We start from the raw sequence: 13,973 nt of genomic DNA, 5'->3' as shown, positions 1-13,973 counted from the left end.
ACGGTAATAGAAAAATAATATAGTGATTTTGAAAAACCAATCAATTGATATATTCAATTAGATTTCTTTCCAATTCAATTTTTTTGACTTGGGTGTTCTCACCTACCGGATAATAGAACTTGGCCAGGTCTGTGCCTAAAGTATGGTTGAATTTGGACTTAATTCTTGAGAGCTTTTCACTTGCGGAATTGCTGAGTGGATTGCTTAAAGATGCGGTGTTGGACTCTATAGAAGCTGGTTCGCTTCCATTATAGAGACTCGAGTAAATCCCTTTAAGTTCCGGTCTGAAATCACTAAGCTCAACTAGTCGGATGCCTTCTGGATGGTTTATAAATAAGAGGTATAGCGTTTTTTCCAAAGGTGTTAATTTCACTTCCAAATTTCCCAGTTCGGGAAAAATGATTTGTTTGCTTTCTCCTTTGATTTGGAGTTTCAAAGGTTTGGGGTCCAGTTTCCATCTGCTTTTGAAAAGCATCTGTTCCCTTATCCCTTCTATTATTGCTAGGACTTGCCGTATTACTTCTCTATCTACCTTTCTTTTATCTAATAATTCTATACAAGAAGGGCAGATATCTGCTGTCCGTAGTTTTAGAGAGATTTTCTTTTTATCTGCACAAAAATCATTTATACAGCCCCTTGACGTTTTATGTAGGTGCATATTTAAGTCATTGTAGTTGGCAAAAGTCATCAGCTGAAGTATTGCAGTTGCTACATGATATGCTACCGGGTAACGATGGTCAGTTCCAGTATATTGATCCCAAAAAGCGGTATGCACAAATAGGTTGCGCTGACCTTTTGGATCTGCCGCTGTAAACCAGCTATATTCATTGTTATGCTCTGTCAGTAACACGATAAAATCGTTTTCCGGGATTCTCTGTTCGGTTCGGTATTCTTGACACTGATCAAAAATAGTATTCCAAGTTGCTTTTTTGAAAATGAGGCTTTCTAAATCTTGGTTCCAATGATTAAGAGAATATAAAGTTAATGGTTCAAATTCCTGTGTCTCTAAATCAATGGCGGAAAAGGGGATTTCTTCCAATCGGTCCGCTGGAATTTCTAGAGGTTTTTCTTGCGTCTTAAATTGAAGAGGGCCTTTAAAAGTTTTTAGCAATTCTAGTACCTCCCAGAATTTGTCAAGCGCATATTCTTGAGAGCGGACCAACCAAACTGTGTGCATTTTTCTGGGTTAAATGAATAGATAATACTGAATTTAAAAATAAATAAAACCTGGAATTGACCGTAGATCAATTCCAGGTGATTAATCCAACCAATCATTGATAAGTAGCAGTACTTAAATAGAGTTGACTTGGGAAACACCCAAATATAAATCGAGTAACATCGCACAACCAAACCTTTAAACTGAAATTTTCTCCCGACAGTCTATCGAATTGATAATAGGTATCATTTTGCCATTCCTCTGATTCTTGGGTAAATTTGAGTATGTCAAAGCCTTACACTCGTGTATCCGAAATGATGCAAAACACCTCAGCTCCTTGATTGCTAAGCTTATCCGAAAGGATGTCAGCCCCATTGACCATTTCTAAATCGGACTAGGAACCCGGCCAATCTGGCAAATCCGCATACCAACGATTATCATTTTCCTTGTAAAACCTGAATTTTCTCATAGCTGCTAGCGCGGTTTTTTGATTGAATTAGTTTTAAAAAAGGCACTCTTTTTACTCCTCTTGATTTCAGAGCCAAAAAGTCATTAATCTCCTCACTTACAAAATCAATGGAGTTCTCGATTGAATTTTTCTCAAAGCTGAAAGAGTTCTTTCCTTTTCTATTCAATTCCTTCGTTGCTTCTTCTACGTTTAGTCCTGCTCCCAAAAACAGGAAGGTCCATTTTTCGTTCAATTCCAACTCTTCAATAAGATATTTGACTTCATGTGCGTTGAAAATTTTTGAAGAGTTTTCAAAGCCATCCGTTAGGATTAGCATGACCACATCCGTTTTGTCATTTTCGAGTGCTATTCTAAGTTTTGATTTTAGATATTGGATGCTGCTTCCGATTGCATCGTACAGGGATGTCATTCCGTTAGGATAAATTTCTCTCCAGTCTATCTCGGCTTCTGAAATCGGAACTATGCCAGGAGAAAATTTCAACGCCTGATTAAAGGCGCAATACGAAAAGAATAAGTCCTGATCGGCATATTCAATTTGTTTTCTTTGAACCCCTGCAATTGAGAATGAAAACTTTGTCTTGCTTCTTTCCAGCAAGAATCCATACTTCCGCTACGGTCTAGGACGAGATGATAATAAGTTTGTTTTTTCATTGCTTAATATTTATTTCTTCCGAAAGTTCCGACATAAGCATGGTACTATTAAATCTTTACAAGCTTGTAAACAGTTTGGCTTCAGCCGATCCTATGGTGGATTTTGATTTAATTGCTCTAAAATATTACAGCAATTAAATTTATTTTAAGTCCTCTTCTTAGGGGTTTATCCTTTAGTTCGATGCTGTATTCACATAAAAAGGAATAGGGTAAAAGATCGGCTCAGCTAGAATTTGATCTTCTATCATTCGTAGCCATTAAGTAATCAATAGCTGGTGGATATAGAATAATATGGTTTAGAAAAAATACCTAAAGGAGCAATAAGGGAAATGAAAATTCGTGCCAATCATACAGCTCGTACTGTTCGGGAAAAATGAGGCGGAAATTTAAATTGACAGTTTGAAATTATCCTTTTCTTGCTCTTGTGAATTCGTTTAGGAATGAGCGTTTTTTGTAGATTTTGAAATCGTTGGAATTCATAAAGAAGTAGAAACTTCAACAATTTTCAGATTGATCCTAAAAACTAATCAAAACCGCTACTGATCTAAAAACAAAAGGTAAATATTCTAGATGGATGGGGATTTTAAATGCAGAGGAAGAGAGAACCAATCATTAATAAATGCTCCAGTAGGACTGAGCGTAAAGAATCAGTTTTGTTAGTCTGATTTAGCGAGGGGCAAGATCGCAGGGTCGTACCCGATGCCTCGAAAAAAAATGCTCTGGCAAATTTTCTAGTTAATTTTTGTGCAGAAGAGGAGAGGACCGAGCGTTAAAAAACAGTCCAGTGGACTGTTTTAGCGAGGGGCCGGCTTGTAGGGTAGCTCCCGACGACTCAAAAAAAATAGCCAGGCAATTTGCCTGGCTATTTTGTGCAGAGGAGGAGGGATTCGAACCCCCGGTACCTCGCGGTACAACGGTTTTCAAGACCGCCGCATTCGACCACTCTGCCACTCCTCTAGTTGGGTCTGATGCTTAAATAAAACTTGCTAACTCAGTGAATTTTTGCAAGTCTTTTAATCTTTAATTGTTGACCACCTCTCTTTTGAGGTGAATCGGAAGGCAAATGTAGCCCTATTTTTAATGAATGCAAATTCAAATGGGTGAAAATTTCAACTCGAAGGGCTAAATTTTTGAAAGTGAAGGACTTGATTTTTTATGTGCCTTATTATTCAATGCTTTTTGTAGGCTTACATTGATTTCATAGCCTACCAAAACGATAATCGAAGTGATCCAAAGCCATAGCATCAATGCCAACATCGTACCTATGGAGCCATACAATTTATTGTAACTGGCAAAATTGGTTAGGTAATAGGAGAAAATGAAAAAGCCCAACGTAATCAATAAACCTGACACCACAGATCCCGTAGAGAAAAACTTCCATTTCTTGCTTACTGCAGGGGCAAATCTAAAGATATAGGCATTGGTGATGGTAAAGAGCATCAGCAAAACAAAAAACCTGAAAAATGCCAAAAGATAATAACTGATATTGCTGGAGATAAACTCAAACTCTGAGATTTTATAAAGCAATTCGCTTCCTAGAATCATGATCAATACAGCCCCGCAGACACTAAGGATCAATACCAGCACAATGCTTACCGAAATCAGGCGCGTTTGAAAAAAGCCCCTGTTCTCTCTTGTGCGGTAGACCGCATTAAAGGCATTCATCATAGAAATGACCCCATTGGTGGATAGGTACAAGGCAAAGACAAAGCCCAGAGAAAGCATGCCCTGCCTTGGCTTGCTTATAATGTCCATGATGGTAGGAGCTGCTTCGTTGTAAATGCTTTCAGGTAAAACGTCACTAACAAAAATAAGGATGTTTGCAGTAGTTACATCATGCAAAAAAAACTGAATAAAGGGAATCATGTTCAGTAGAAAAAGTAGCATTGGAAATAGGGCTACAGTAAAACTGAATGCCATAGCACTAGCCCTTTCAAAAACATCATCTTTTTGAAGGTGGTGCAGGAAAATTTTCCCTACATCATATAGGTTTTGCTCAGGATTTCCAAAGTGAATAGGCTTAAGAAGGAGTGCCTTATTGCTTAACCTCTTTAAAAGTATGTCGAGTCTTGCTTTCAATCTTTCGTTTGGAAATAGGGTTGCAATAACTCCATAAACCTTGCAGGAGGCCTACAGGGTCTGTGTGATGTTGTTTTTAAAAAGGTTAGCAAAGTCTCGCCTTGGTGTATCAGTACCTGACTCTCATTGAATATCTCATAATGAAAGCGTATGCGTACACCTGGCATTTCCTTTATGCTGGTTTTAATGGTCAAATTTTCATCGTACCTGCCTGGCAAAAGAAACTTGCTGTGGTTTTCTAACACTGGCATCATTACACCACTTTCTTCCATTTCCCGGTAGGAATAGCCAACACTACGAAGTGCTTCCACTCGCCCTACTTCATAATAAGCAGCATAGTTACCATAATAAACATAACCCATTTGGTCAGTTTCCGCATACCTTACCCTGATCTGATGTTCTTTTGTAAACATTTATTTGAAAATTTTTGCTGCGTTTAATGCATTTTGATAACGTCGGGCATTGACCATATGGGCCCTAAGATTGGTGGCAAAGGAATGATAGCCTGAAAAATCCTCTTTGGCACAGAAATACAAATAGTTGTGTGTTTGATAATTCAATACAGCGTTTAGAGAACTTATTTCTGGTAGCGTGATTGGTCCCGGAGGCAAGCCTGCGTATTTGTAGGTGTTGTAGGGGCTTTCCACCTCTTTATGTATGTTGAGTACTCTTTTGATGGTAAAGTCTTTTAAAGCAAATAGCAAGGTTGGATCGGCCTGCAAGGGAATACCTCTCTCTAATCTATTGATATAAACGCCGGCTACTATGGGTCGTTCGTCTGCTTTATTGGTTTCAGATTGGACGATGGATGCCAGGGTTGCCACTTCAAGTGGGGTCATCTGTATGGCCTTTGCTTTGGCCAGTCTTTCATCTGTCCAATACCTTTCATATTCTTTGTACATGCGCTCAAACAACTCAGGTGGGCTGAGTGTCCAATAAACTTCGTAGGTATTGGGAATAAACATGGCCATGATGGTTTGGCTGTCAAAACCATATTTCGCTATAAGGCTGTCATCCTCGATTAAGGCAAGAAAGGATTCTTTATCCATTTCCAGGTTGTTGGTGATTTTCTCCGCCAATTCTTCCTTTAGCCTGATATTGTTAAAGGTGATATTTACGGGTGTTTGTCTACCTGAACGCAATAGAACGACCAATTGCCTGTTGGTAAGGTTGGGTTGAATGATGTAATGGCCCGGTTTAACGCCTCCATCGGTATAATTCATGACTTTGGCGACGAAGCTGAAGGTAACTACCTCGTTGATAATGTCTTGGTCAAGCAATTTGTCACGAACTTGAGAGAAAGTGCTGCCTTTTGGTATGTTTAATACGGCAGGTTCTTCACTGTAGATCAATATATTGGGAGAGAAGAAGGCCTGGTAAAAATAAAAGCTAAGGGAAGTCAGTAGCACCGAGAAAGCTACTACCCCTACCAAAATGTATTTCTTTTTTTGTCTGTAAGCATTGTGATTATTGACTATCCGACATTGAAAGGCCATAAAGTGACCTAATCTGAGGTTTATTTAATGGTACAAATATACTATATAATTCAGCCACTTGTTTTTAATGGAAAATAAAATAAGCTTAAAAATGAAAGTTGGCTTTCATTTTGCACTATAATTACCTTAATTTAACGGTAATTATAAACAGCATATTGGCCTGTCCAAAGCTAAATTGATAAAGTAAATATGGCGGCTGTATTCATAAAGTTGTATCCTGAAAACCCTGACCCTAGAAAAATCAGTCAGGTAATAGATGTCCTGCGCAAAGGGGGCGTAATCATATACCCAACAGATACTGTGTATGGAATGGGCTGTGATATATTTAACCAAAAGGCCATAGAAAGAATAGGCCTGATCAAAGGAGTGAAACCCCAGAAGGAACATTTCTCGTTTATATGTTATGACCTCAGTAATATTTCTGAGTATACCAGGTCTTTGAGTACCCCTGTTTTTAAATTGATGAAAAAGGCACTTCCCGGACCTTTTACCTTTATTTTGGCAGCCAATAATAAAGTGCCTAAATTACTTAATAGTAAGAAAAAAACAGTAGGGATAAGAGTGCCTGATCACAGTATTCCAAGGCTTCTTGTAAAAGAGCTTGGGCAACCAATTTTAACCACCTCTATCCGGGACGAGGATGATGTGATTGAGTACAGTACTGATCCTGAGCTTATTTATGAGAAATACAAAGACCTCGTAGATGTAGTAATTGATGGCGGGTATGGTAATAATGTTGCCTCAACCGTTATTGATTGTTCAGGGGATCAAATTGAAGTTTTAAGGGAAGGACTAGGAGAGATTTCTGAAATAATTTGATAATTTCTTCGTTTCCTTTGCCTGTAGCCTTTCTTGGGACTAACTTTCGAAAAACAGAGAAAGATGACCAAGGAAAGTAAGGTATTGACAACCGATTTGCTGTATTTGCCACCGTTGGCATACTTCACCGCAGTAAATGGTGCCGATAAAATCCAAGTATATGCCGACGCTAAACTTAGCAGGCAATCCTATGTAAATAAGGCTGAGGTCCTACTGGCAAATAAAAGGGAAACCTTGATAGTACCAGTGCATGGATTAAGGAAAAAGCTTGCAATAAAAGAGGTGAAAATTGATTACCATCAAAAATGGTTGAATGTTCACCTTAGAGGAATAAAGAGTGCTTATGGGAAATCCCCATTTTTTGAGTATTTTTATGATGACTTAGAGCAAATCTATTTGCGCAAGCCCCAGTTTTTGATAGATTTAAATTTGGATTTACTGACACTTTGTCTTGAATTTTTACGATGGAATGTCAGTTTGGTAGTCAAGGAGAAGAAAGAGGAAGGCGACCAAGACAATGACTTTAGAGGCTTTTTTCACCCTAAGTCATTGACGAGCAGTGATATGGTTTATAAACCACATCCGTACATGCAAATTTTTGGCCCAGACTTTGTTTCTAACTTGTCTATCGTGGATTTGTTGTTTTGTGAGGGGCCAGCAGCTAACGAAGTTTTGAACCTTTCCCGAAAGTAATTGAACAATTAGTGAAAAAGTTGTGTTTAAAAACAAATTCATTTGTATTAAATTGAGATTTGAAACATTACCATAAGAGATAGATATAATGGAAGCAAAATTTTCAAACAGAGTAAAAGAGGTGATCTCTCTTAGCCGCGAAGAAGCTTTGCGCTTGGGTCATGATTACATCGGTACAGAACACCTCTTGTTAGGAATGATTCGTGAGGGTGAAGGTGTGGCTGTTTCCATTCTAAAGAAGTTGGGTGTTCCGTTGGACGAGTTGAGAAATGCGGTGGAGCGAGCTGTTAAGGGTACAGCAAATCATAATGTCAAAAATTTAGCCAATATACCCTTGACCAGGCAGTCTGAGAAGGTGCTCAAAATCACCTATTTGGAAGCTAAAATTTTCAAAAGCCAACTTATAGGGACGGAGCATTTATTGCTGTCAATATTAAGGGACGAAGACAATATAGCAACGCAAATCCTTCAGAAGTTTGACGCAACATACGATACGGTTAAAGAAATGTTAGAATTTCAAACCGATCAAACCCCAAGATCAGGTACTGAGGCGGATGATCCGGACGAAGAAGGATCAAAATTATTTGGAGCATCAGGCAGCTCTTCTGGCAGCGCAAAAGGAACTTCAGAAAAATCCCGAACACCAGTTTTGGATAATTTTGGTAGAGACCTTACCCGTATGGCCGAAGAGGATAAACTTGATCCCATCATAGGTAGAGAAAAAGAAATAGAAAGGGTAGCTCAAATTCTTTCCAGAAGAAAGAAAAATAACCCTATCCTTATTGGAGAACCAGGTGTCGGTAAAACGGCCATTGCTGAAGGCTTAGCCCTGAGGATTATCCAGAAGAAAGTATCTCGGGTATTGTTCAACAAAAGGGTGGTTACACTTGATCTTGCCTCTCTTGTTGCTGGGACTAAATACAGAGGTCAATTTGAGGAACGAATGAAAGCCGTGATGAACGAGCTGGAAAAATCCCCAAGTGTCATCTTATTTATTGATGAGTTACATACTATCGTTGGAGCTGGTGGAGCAAGTGGTTCCCTGGATGCATCTAACATGTTCAAGCCTGCGCTTGCAAGGGGAGAAATTCAATGTATAGGTGCCACTACTTTGGACGAATACAGACAGTATATTGAAAAAGATGGTGCTTTGGCCAGAAGGTTTCAGATGGTAATGGTGGATGCTACCTCTACTGAAGAAACAATACAAATTCTGGAGAACATCAAAGACAAATACGAAGACCATCACAATGTAACTTATACGCCAGAGGCCATTAATGCTTGTGTTAATCTTTCGGATAGGTATATCTCTGATCGTTTTCTTCCAGACAAAGCCATCGATATTTTAGATGAAGCTGGAGCAAGGGTGCACATTAAGAACATTCACGTTCCTGAAAATATTCTAGAACTCGAAGACGAGGTAGAAAAAATCAAGGTTGAGAAAAATAGGGTGGTCAAAAGTCAAAAGTACGAAGAGGCTGCCCAGCTTAGAGACAAGGAGAAAAAACTTCTTGAACAATTGGAAAATGCAAAAGCCAAGTGGGAAGAAGAAAGCAAAACCAAACGTTATGCTGTTGAGGAAGACAATGTAGCTGAGGTAATTGCAATGATGACAGGCATTCCTGCAAGAAGAATCGCACAGAATGAAGGAGCCAAGCTGCTTAATATGGGTGAAGAACTGAAAGGGAAAGTGGTTGGTCAGGATGAGGCGATCAAAAAGCTTACCAAGGCCATTCAAAGGACCAGGGTAGGATTGAAGGATCCTAAAAAGCCTATTGGCTCTTTTGTATTCCTTGGGCCTACAGGTGTTGGGAAAACGGAGCTTGCCAAAATGTTGGCTACTTACTTGTTCGACAAAGACGATGCACTGGTAAGAATTGACATGTCTGAATACATGGAGAAATTCAGTGTTTCTCGTTTGGTGGGAGCGCCTCCAGGCTATGTAGGATATGAAGAGGGTGGACAATTGACAGAAAAAGTCAGAAGAAAGCCTTATTCTGTTGTTTTATTAGATGAAATCGAAAAAGCACACCCAGATGTATTCAATATCCTCTTGCAGGTGCTGGATGATGGTGTGTTGACCGATGGACTTGGTAGAAGAGTGGATTTCAGAAATACCATTATCATCATGACATCTAATATAGGTGTGCGGGATCTTAAAGATTTCGGTGCTGGAATAGGTTTTGCTTCGAAGGCCAAGGAAGAGAATATGGACGAAGTAATGAAGTCCACTATTCAAAATGCCCTTAAGAAGGCATTTAGCCCTGAGTTTTTGAACAGATTGGATGATGTGGTTATCTTTAATTCTTTGAATAAAGAGCATATCCATAAAATCATAGACATCAGTTTAAAGAAGTTGTTTGCCAGAATTACTGATTTGGGTTATTCCATCGAACTTTCTGAGAAAGCAAAAGATTTCCTTTCTGAAAAGGGGTATGACAAGCAATATGGAGCCAGACCTTTGAACAGAGCAATTCAGAAATACCTTGAAGATGCGCTGGCGGAAGAAATCCTTAAAGGAGAATTGTCTGAAGGGGATGTTATCCTTGCAGATTATTCTGGTGAAGGCGATGAGCTTGATATAAAAGTAAATAAAAAGGAAAAAGCTGATTAAGGTCAGTTTTGAAGTAGAATAGCTAATTAAAGGACAGTGATTATCACTGTCCTTTTTTATGTTAAGCGTTTAAGGAATAGGAATCTAAGTGGTTTGAACCTGAACCTTTTTATTGCGCCTTGGGTTACTGTTTATTACAGTTCTCGCCCAATCTGTAGTAATCGCTCCTAATGTGAACAGATTGAAAATGACAAAATTGTTTTGTATAATGTGATTAAAAAAATGCCAGCATGAGTTTTTTTATTGAAATGCTTTTAAAGCTGTTTTTTATACTATCTATCATACCATTTTTGGTTTCTGAAAAGCTTCAGAAAAAGTATGATATGAAAATCAATTCCCAAATAGAATACACACTATTTACGGGGCCAAAAAAAGTAGCGTTAATTGGCGAAGAATTCATAGAAGAAACAAGTGGAATGGCTGTTTCCAGAAAAAATCCTTCATGGATCTATGTCCACAATGATAGTGGTGGAGAACCTGAGGTTTATATTTTGGATACCTTAGGAGCCTATTTGGGCTCCATTAGGTTGGAGGGAGTAAAGAATCGAGATTGGGAAGATTTGGCCATGGGCCCTGGGCCTATAGCAGATCAATCCTATTTGTATATCGGAGATATCGGTGACAATTTCGGTAAAGCTGAGGAGTTGATTATTTATAGAATTCCTGAGCCAGATAGTCTCGGCATTGCAATGACAGCCACACCAGAGATTATTAAGCTTAACTACCCGGATGGACCTAAAGACGCAGAAACTTTATTGGTTGACCCTATCAGTGGCGATCTTTTTGTGATAACTAAAAGAGAAGCTAAGAATACGCTTTACAAAGCCTCAAGAGATTTATTGACAGATGGAAGTAATATTACCTTGGAGAAAGTAATGCAATTGCCTATAACCCTATCTGTAGGTGGTGATATATCCGCCGATGGCTCTCAGGTCTTGATAAAAAATTATTGGGTGATTTACTATTGGGCAAGAATTGAAGGCGAATCACTTGAGGAGACCTTGTCCCGAAAAGCTGTTTTACTTCCCTATGAGCCAGAGCCACAAGGGGAAGCAATCGCCTTTGAACCGGAAGGAAATGCGTATTTCACCTTAAGTGAGAAAAAATTACGTGTTAATCCTGTATTGTACCGCTATGACAAGGCTTCAAGCGATCTCTAAATAGGCTTTTTTTGATTCCCTTAACCGAAATCTTTGTTGAAAAGTAAAGAAGGCTGCAGTGTACTGATTTTCTCAATATTAGGCATTAAGTTTACCATCTTTTTAAAACCTTTACCAATTCCGGTAAGGTTTTCTCCATGATTTTGTATAATTTCCACTTATAAAGCTATCTAGTCATGAAATATACAAGAAGAGATTTTGTCAAAACCAATGCCATCATAGGTACAGGAGCAATGATGGGATTTAATTTCGTATCACCTGATGTAAAACCAGCACTTATGGGAGGCAAGCCTGTTAGGACTTCCTCTTGGCCTTCATGGCCCAGGTGGAACCCGGATACAGATGAACCCAGGGTATTGGAAGTCTTGAGAAGTGGAGTTTGGTCCAGGTCAGGAGTAGTAAAAGAGTTTGAAAATAAATGGGCAGACACCATTGGATCTAAACGATGTCTAACTGTCGTTAACGGTACCAATGCGTTAATTGCAGCATTAGTACAAGCAGATATTGGTGGAGGGGATGAAGTTTTGGTGTCTTCTTATACTTTTATTGCAAGTGTGGCAGCCATTTTACAGACGGGAGCCATGCCGGTATTTGTGGACTCTGATCCGGAAACCTTTCAGATTGATCCAGAAGAAATAAAAAGAAAATAACCAGTAGAACCAGAGCCATCCTGCCGGTTCATATTTTGGGATTACCCGCAGATATGGAAAGCATTATGGCCATAGCCAAAGCAAATAACCTTGTGGTAATTGAGGATGCTTGTCAGGGTTGGTTGGCTGAGATAAACCATAAGAAAGTAGGGACATTTGGACTTGCAGGGTGTTTTAGTTTTCAAAACTCCAAAAACCTACCAATGGGTGAGGGAGGAGCCATCGTCAGTGATGATGATGATTTTATGGACAAGTGCTATTCCTACCATAATTATGGCTATGCCTATGGTTCGTTGGTTGGCGCTGTCAATCAGGGAGCTGTTATGGCAGGTACAAAGATTCGACTTACCGAATACCAGGCAGCAATAGGCTTGAGTCAATTGGAACGGTTGGATGGGGAGACGCAATTGCGAGAAACCAATGCAACTTACCTCAAGGGGAAATTAGAAGGGATTCCAGGGCTTAGCACTTATGTTTTAACCCCTAATGTAACTCGGGCAGTTTTTCATCTTTTCCCATTTAGATTCCATAGTGAGGGCTTTAAAGGCTTGTCCAGGGAGGTTTTCATAAAAGCCTTAAAGGCTGAAGGCATACCGTGTTCAAGTGGATATATTCCATTAAATGATAAATTGTACTTAAAAGATGCCTTTACCTCCAAAAATTATAAGAGGATGTACCAGGCTGACGAATTGGATTTCGATAAATTTGTAGCCAACAATCAATGTCCTATAACGGATAAATTATGCAATGAAGAGGCTATTTGGCTCTCACAGAGCATGCTTTTGGGTACCCAATCCGACATGGATGATATAGCCAATGCCATCTATAAAATCCATGAAAATGCAGAAGAATTACTTAACTATAAAGGATAAATTAAACCAACTTAAGAATTGAAATTGGAAACTAAAACAAAGGACTGCTGGCCCAGCCTTATTATTCAGGTTTTGAAATAGCCCATGATACCTACCAGGCATTAAGCAGTGCTTCGGATGGGAAAATTTATTATGTTTTGTCTTCTGAGTCGCTTACCAAGGCTGGTCAACTTTATTGTCTTGATCCGGAGACCGATAAAATTGAATGGCTAGCAGATCTTTCCGAGGCTTGTGGTGAAATTGATAGCAATACCATACCACAAGGAAAAAGCCATGTTCCCTTTTTTGAAAAAGAAGGCAAATTGTATTTCGGGACGCATATTGGCGTGTATGAAATGATTGATGACATGGAGAGGCTTCCTGTCAACCCTATGGAGGGTGTCGAAAATTATCTAGGGGGTCACTTTTTGAGCTGGGATATAAAAAATAAGGTGATGGACGATCTTGGTATCGTGCCTGATGGAGAGGGAGTACTGACCATGACCATGGATACTGAAAGGAATCAAATTTATGCCCTCACCTGGCCTAGTGGTAATTTTTTGCACCTGGATTTGAATACCAGTGAATTAAAGGACTTTGGTCCTATATCTGAAAAAGGTGAAGCAGGAGTAGTTGGTGAAGACTATAGGGTTTTGTGCAGGTCTTTATTGGTAAACCCTGAAAATGGCAATGTTTATTATACGACTTCTAATGGCAATATCTATTCTTACAGCCCAAATAGCGAGGATGGGCCTGCTAAATTAGAAGATGTTCATATGAGAAGGGATTTCTTCGGGGACTATGATCCTAAAGTACCTGGGAATATGGGGTATAACTGGCGAAGGATATTCTGGCATGCTGAGGAGAATGTTGCTTATGGCATCCATGGAAATTCCAATTACCTTTTTAAATTTGATCCTAAAAACGCAAAAATTGAGCTAATTGAAAGGCTATCATCCCTTCCATCCAAACGAAGTGGCATGTATGACCAATTTAGCTATGGCTATTTAGGTTTTGATTTAGGGCCAGATAAAGAGACTTTATTTTACCTTACAGGTGGACCTTTATCTGATAGGCCTTCAAATGATGAGACCAAGAAGATAGCCAAAGGAGCGGCCAAAAATCTGGAGAATCTGCATTTGGTAACCTATCACTTGCCAACTGGAACTTATACAGACCATGGTCCGGCATTTTATGAAGATGGAAGTATTCCTACCTATGTGAATGCCATTGCCATAGACAAAGATGCAAATGTCTTTACCATGGCAAGGATGCAAAAACCTTGGGGAGAAATTCAGGATTTAGTGAAAATTACTACCTAAAAATAAAAAGGAG

At 39.2% G+C, this 13,973-nt stretch carries 11 protein-coding genes, 1 tRNA gene and 2 pseudogenes; 6 read left to right on the top strand and 8 right to left on the bottom strand.

Annotation, left to right across the window (positions count from 1 at the left end; genetic code table 11):
* Positions 1-40 precede the first annotated feature (40 nt).
* The 7 genes and pseudogenes from ADICYQ_RS25555 to mltG form a co-directional block, all read right to left on the bottom strand.
* Positions 41-1,177, bottom strand: coding sequence for a hypothetical protein (locus ADICYQ_RS25555; RefSeq protein ID WP_020891356.1), 1,137 nt, complete (start codon positions 1,175-1,177; stop codon positions 41-43).
* A 94-nt stretch (positions 1,178-1,271) separates the two neighbouring features.
* Positions 1,272-1,625 (bottom strand): annotated as a pseudogene (locus tag ADICYQ_RS29935) (DUF6717 family protein).
* Positions 1,594-2,106 carry a hypothetical protein gene (locus tag ADICYQ_RS00065; protein ID WP_152520439.1) on the bottom strand — a complete coding sequence of 171 codons (513 nt, stop codon included), beginning with the start codon at positions 2,104-2,106 and terminating at the stop codon, positions 1,594-1,596. Before ADICYQ_RS00065 ends, ADICYQ_RS29935 begins: the two are co-directional and overlap by 32 nt.
* Before the next feature lie 1,042 nt (positions 2,107-3,148).
* Positions 3,149-3,233 (bottom strand) — tRNA-Ser (locus tag ADICYQ_RS00060).
* 165 nt (positions 3,234-3,398) lie between these two features.
* A complete protein-coding gene (locus ADICYQ_RS00055; protein ID WP_020891353.1) occupies positions 3,399-4,355 on the bottom strand; it encodes a YihY/virulence factor BrkB family protein in 957 nt (318 codons plus the stop codon).
* Complete coding sequence (locus ADICYQ_RS00050) at positions 4,352-4,768, bottom strand: acyl-CoA thioesterase (protein ID WP_020891352.1); 417 nt, start codon at positions 4,766-4,768, stop codon at positions 4,352-4,354. The genes ADICYQ_RS00055 and ADICYQ_RS00050 overlap by 4 nt, the downstream gene beginning before the upstream one ends.
* Positions 4,769-5,851 (bottom strand): endolytic transglycosylase MltG, encoded by a 1,083-nt coding sequence (gene mltG / locus ADICYQ_RS00045; protein WP_020891351.1) that lies wholly within the window; start codon positions 5,849-5,851, stop codon positions 4,769-4,771.
* A gap of 189 nt (positions 5,852-6,040) precedes the next feature.
* Between mltG and ADICYQ_RS00040 the strand changes: the two genes are divergently transcribed.
* From ADICYQ_RS00040 to ADICYQ_RS00025, 4 genes are all read left to right on the top strand, one after another.
* Positions 6,041-6,670, top strand: a complete 630-nt coding sequence (locus tag ADICYQ_RS00040) for an L-threonylcarbamoyladenylate synthase (RefSeq protein WP_020891350.1) — start codon at positions 6,041-6,043, stop codon at positions 6,668-6,670.
* 63 nt (positions 6,671-6,733) lie between these two features.
* The gene (locus ADICYQ_RS00035; RefSeq protein WP_020891349.1) at positions 6,734-7,363 is read left to right on the top strand and encodes a WbqC family protein; all 630 of its coding nucleotides are present in this window, start codon (positions 6,734-6,736) and stop codon (positions 7,361-7,363) included.
* A gap of 88 nt (positions 7,364-7,451) precedes the next feature.
* Complete coding sequence (locus ADICYQ_RS00030) at positions 7,452-9,977, top strand: ATP-dependent Clp protease ATP-binding subunit (protein ID WP_020891348.1); 2,526 nt, start codon at positions 7,452-7,454, stop codon at positions 9,975-9,977.
* 230 nt (positions 9,978-10,207) lie between these two features.
* Positions 10,208-11,137, top strand: coding sequence for a hypothetical protein (locus ADICYQ_RS00025; protein ID WP_020891347.1), 930 nt, complete (start codon positions 10,208-10,210; stop codon positions 11,135-11,137).
* A gap of 20 nt (positions 11,138-11,157) precedes the next feature.
* On the opposite strand, the gene ADICYQ_RS27280 is transcribed toward ADICYQ_RS00025, so the two are convergent.
* Positions 11,158-11,295: a hypothetical protein gene (locus tag ADICYQ_RS27280; protein WP_020891346.1), complete on the bottom strand. Its 138-nt coding sequence runs from the start codon at positions 11,293-11,295 to the stop codon at positions 11,158-11,160.
* An 18-nt stretch (positions 11,296-11,313) separates the two neighbouring features.
* On the opposite strand from ADICYQ_RS27280, the pseudogene ADICYQ_RS29930 reads away from it, so the two are divergent.
* Together ADICYQ_RS29930 and ADICYQ_RS00015 are read left to right on the top strand one after the other, a co-directional pair.
* Positions 11,314-12,659, top strand: a pseudogene (locus ADICYQ_RS29930) (DegT/DnrJ/EryC1/StrS family aminotransferase).
* 137 nt (positions 12,660-12,796) lie between these two features.
* Complete coding sequence (locus tag ADICYQ_RS00015) at positions 12,797-13,960, top strand: hypothetical protein (RefSeq protein ID WP_020891343.1); 1,164 nt, start codon at positions 12,797-12,799, stop codon at positions 13,958-13,960.
* Positions 13,961-13,973: the final 13 nt, after the last annotated feature.

The sequence above is a fragment of the Cyclobacterium qasimii M12-11B genome, from assembly GCF_000427295.1.
Taxonomy (GTDB): Bacteria; Bacteroidota; Bacteroidia; order Cytophagales; family Cyclobacteriaceae; genus Cyclobacterium; species Cyclobacterium qasimii.
Note: the sequence above shows the minus strand (reverse complement) of the source record. Positions and strands in the feature narration are given on the sequence as shown.

Coding starts and splice junctions, on each gene's coding strand:
- ADICYQ_RS25555 (WP_020891356.1), bottom strand. CDS start 1,177: ATGCACACAGTTTGGTTGGTCCGCTCTCAAGAATATGCGCTTGACAAA.
- ADICYQ_RS00050 (WP_020891352.1), bottom strand. CDS start 4,768: ATGTTTACAAAAGAACATCAGATCAGGGTAAGGTATGCGGAAACTGAC.
- mltG (WP_020891351.1), bottom strand. CDS start 5,851: ATGGCCTTTCAATGTCGGATAGTCAATAATCACAATGCTTACAGACAA.
- ADICYQ_RS00040 (WP_020891350.1), top strand. CDS start 6,041: ATGGCGGCTGTATTCATAAAGTTGTATCCTGAAAACCCTGACCCTAGA.
- ADICYQ_RS00035 (WP_020891349.1), top strand. CDS start 6,734: ATGACCAAGGAAAGTAAGGTATTGACAACCGATTTGCTGTATTTGCCA.
- ADICYQ_RS00030 (WP_020891348.1), top strand. CDS start 7,452: ATGGAAGCAAAATTTTCAAACAGAGTAAAAGAGGTGATCTCTCTTAGC.
- ADICYQ_RS00025 (WP_020891347.1), top strand. CDS start 10,208: ATGAGTTTTTTTATTGAAATGCTTTTAAAGCTGTTTTTTATACTATCT.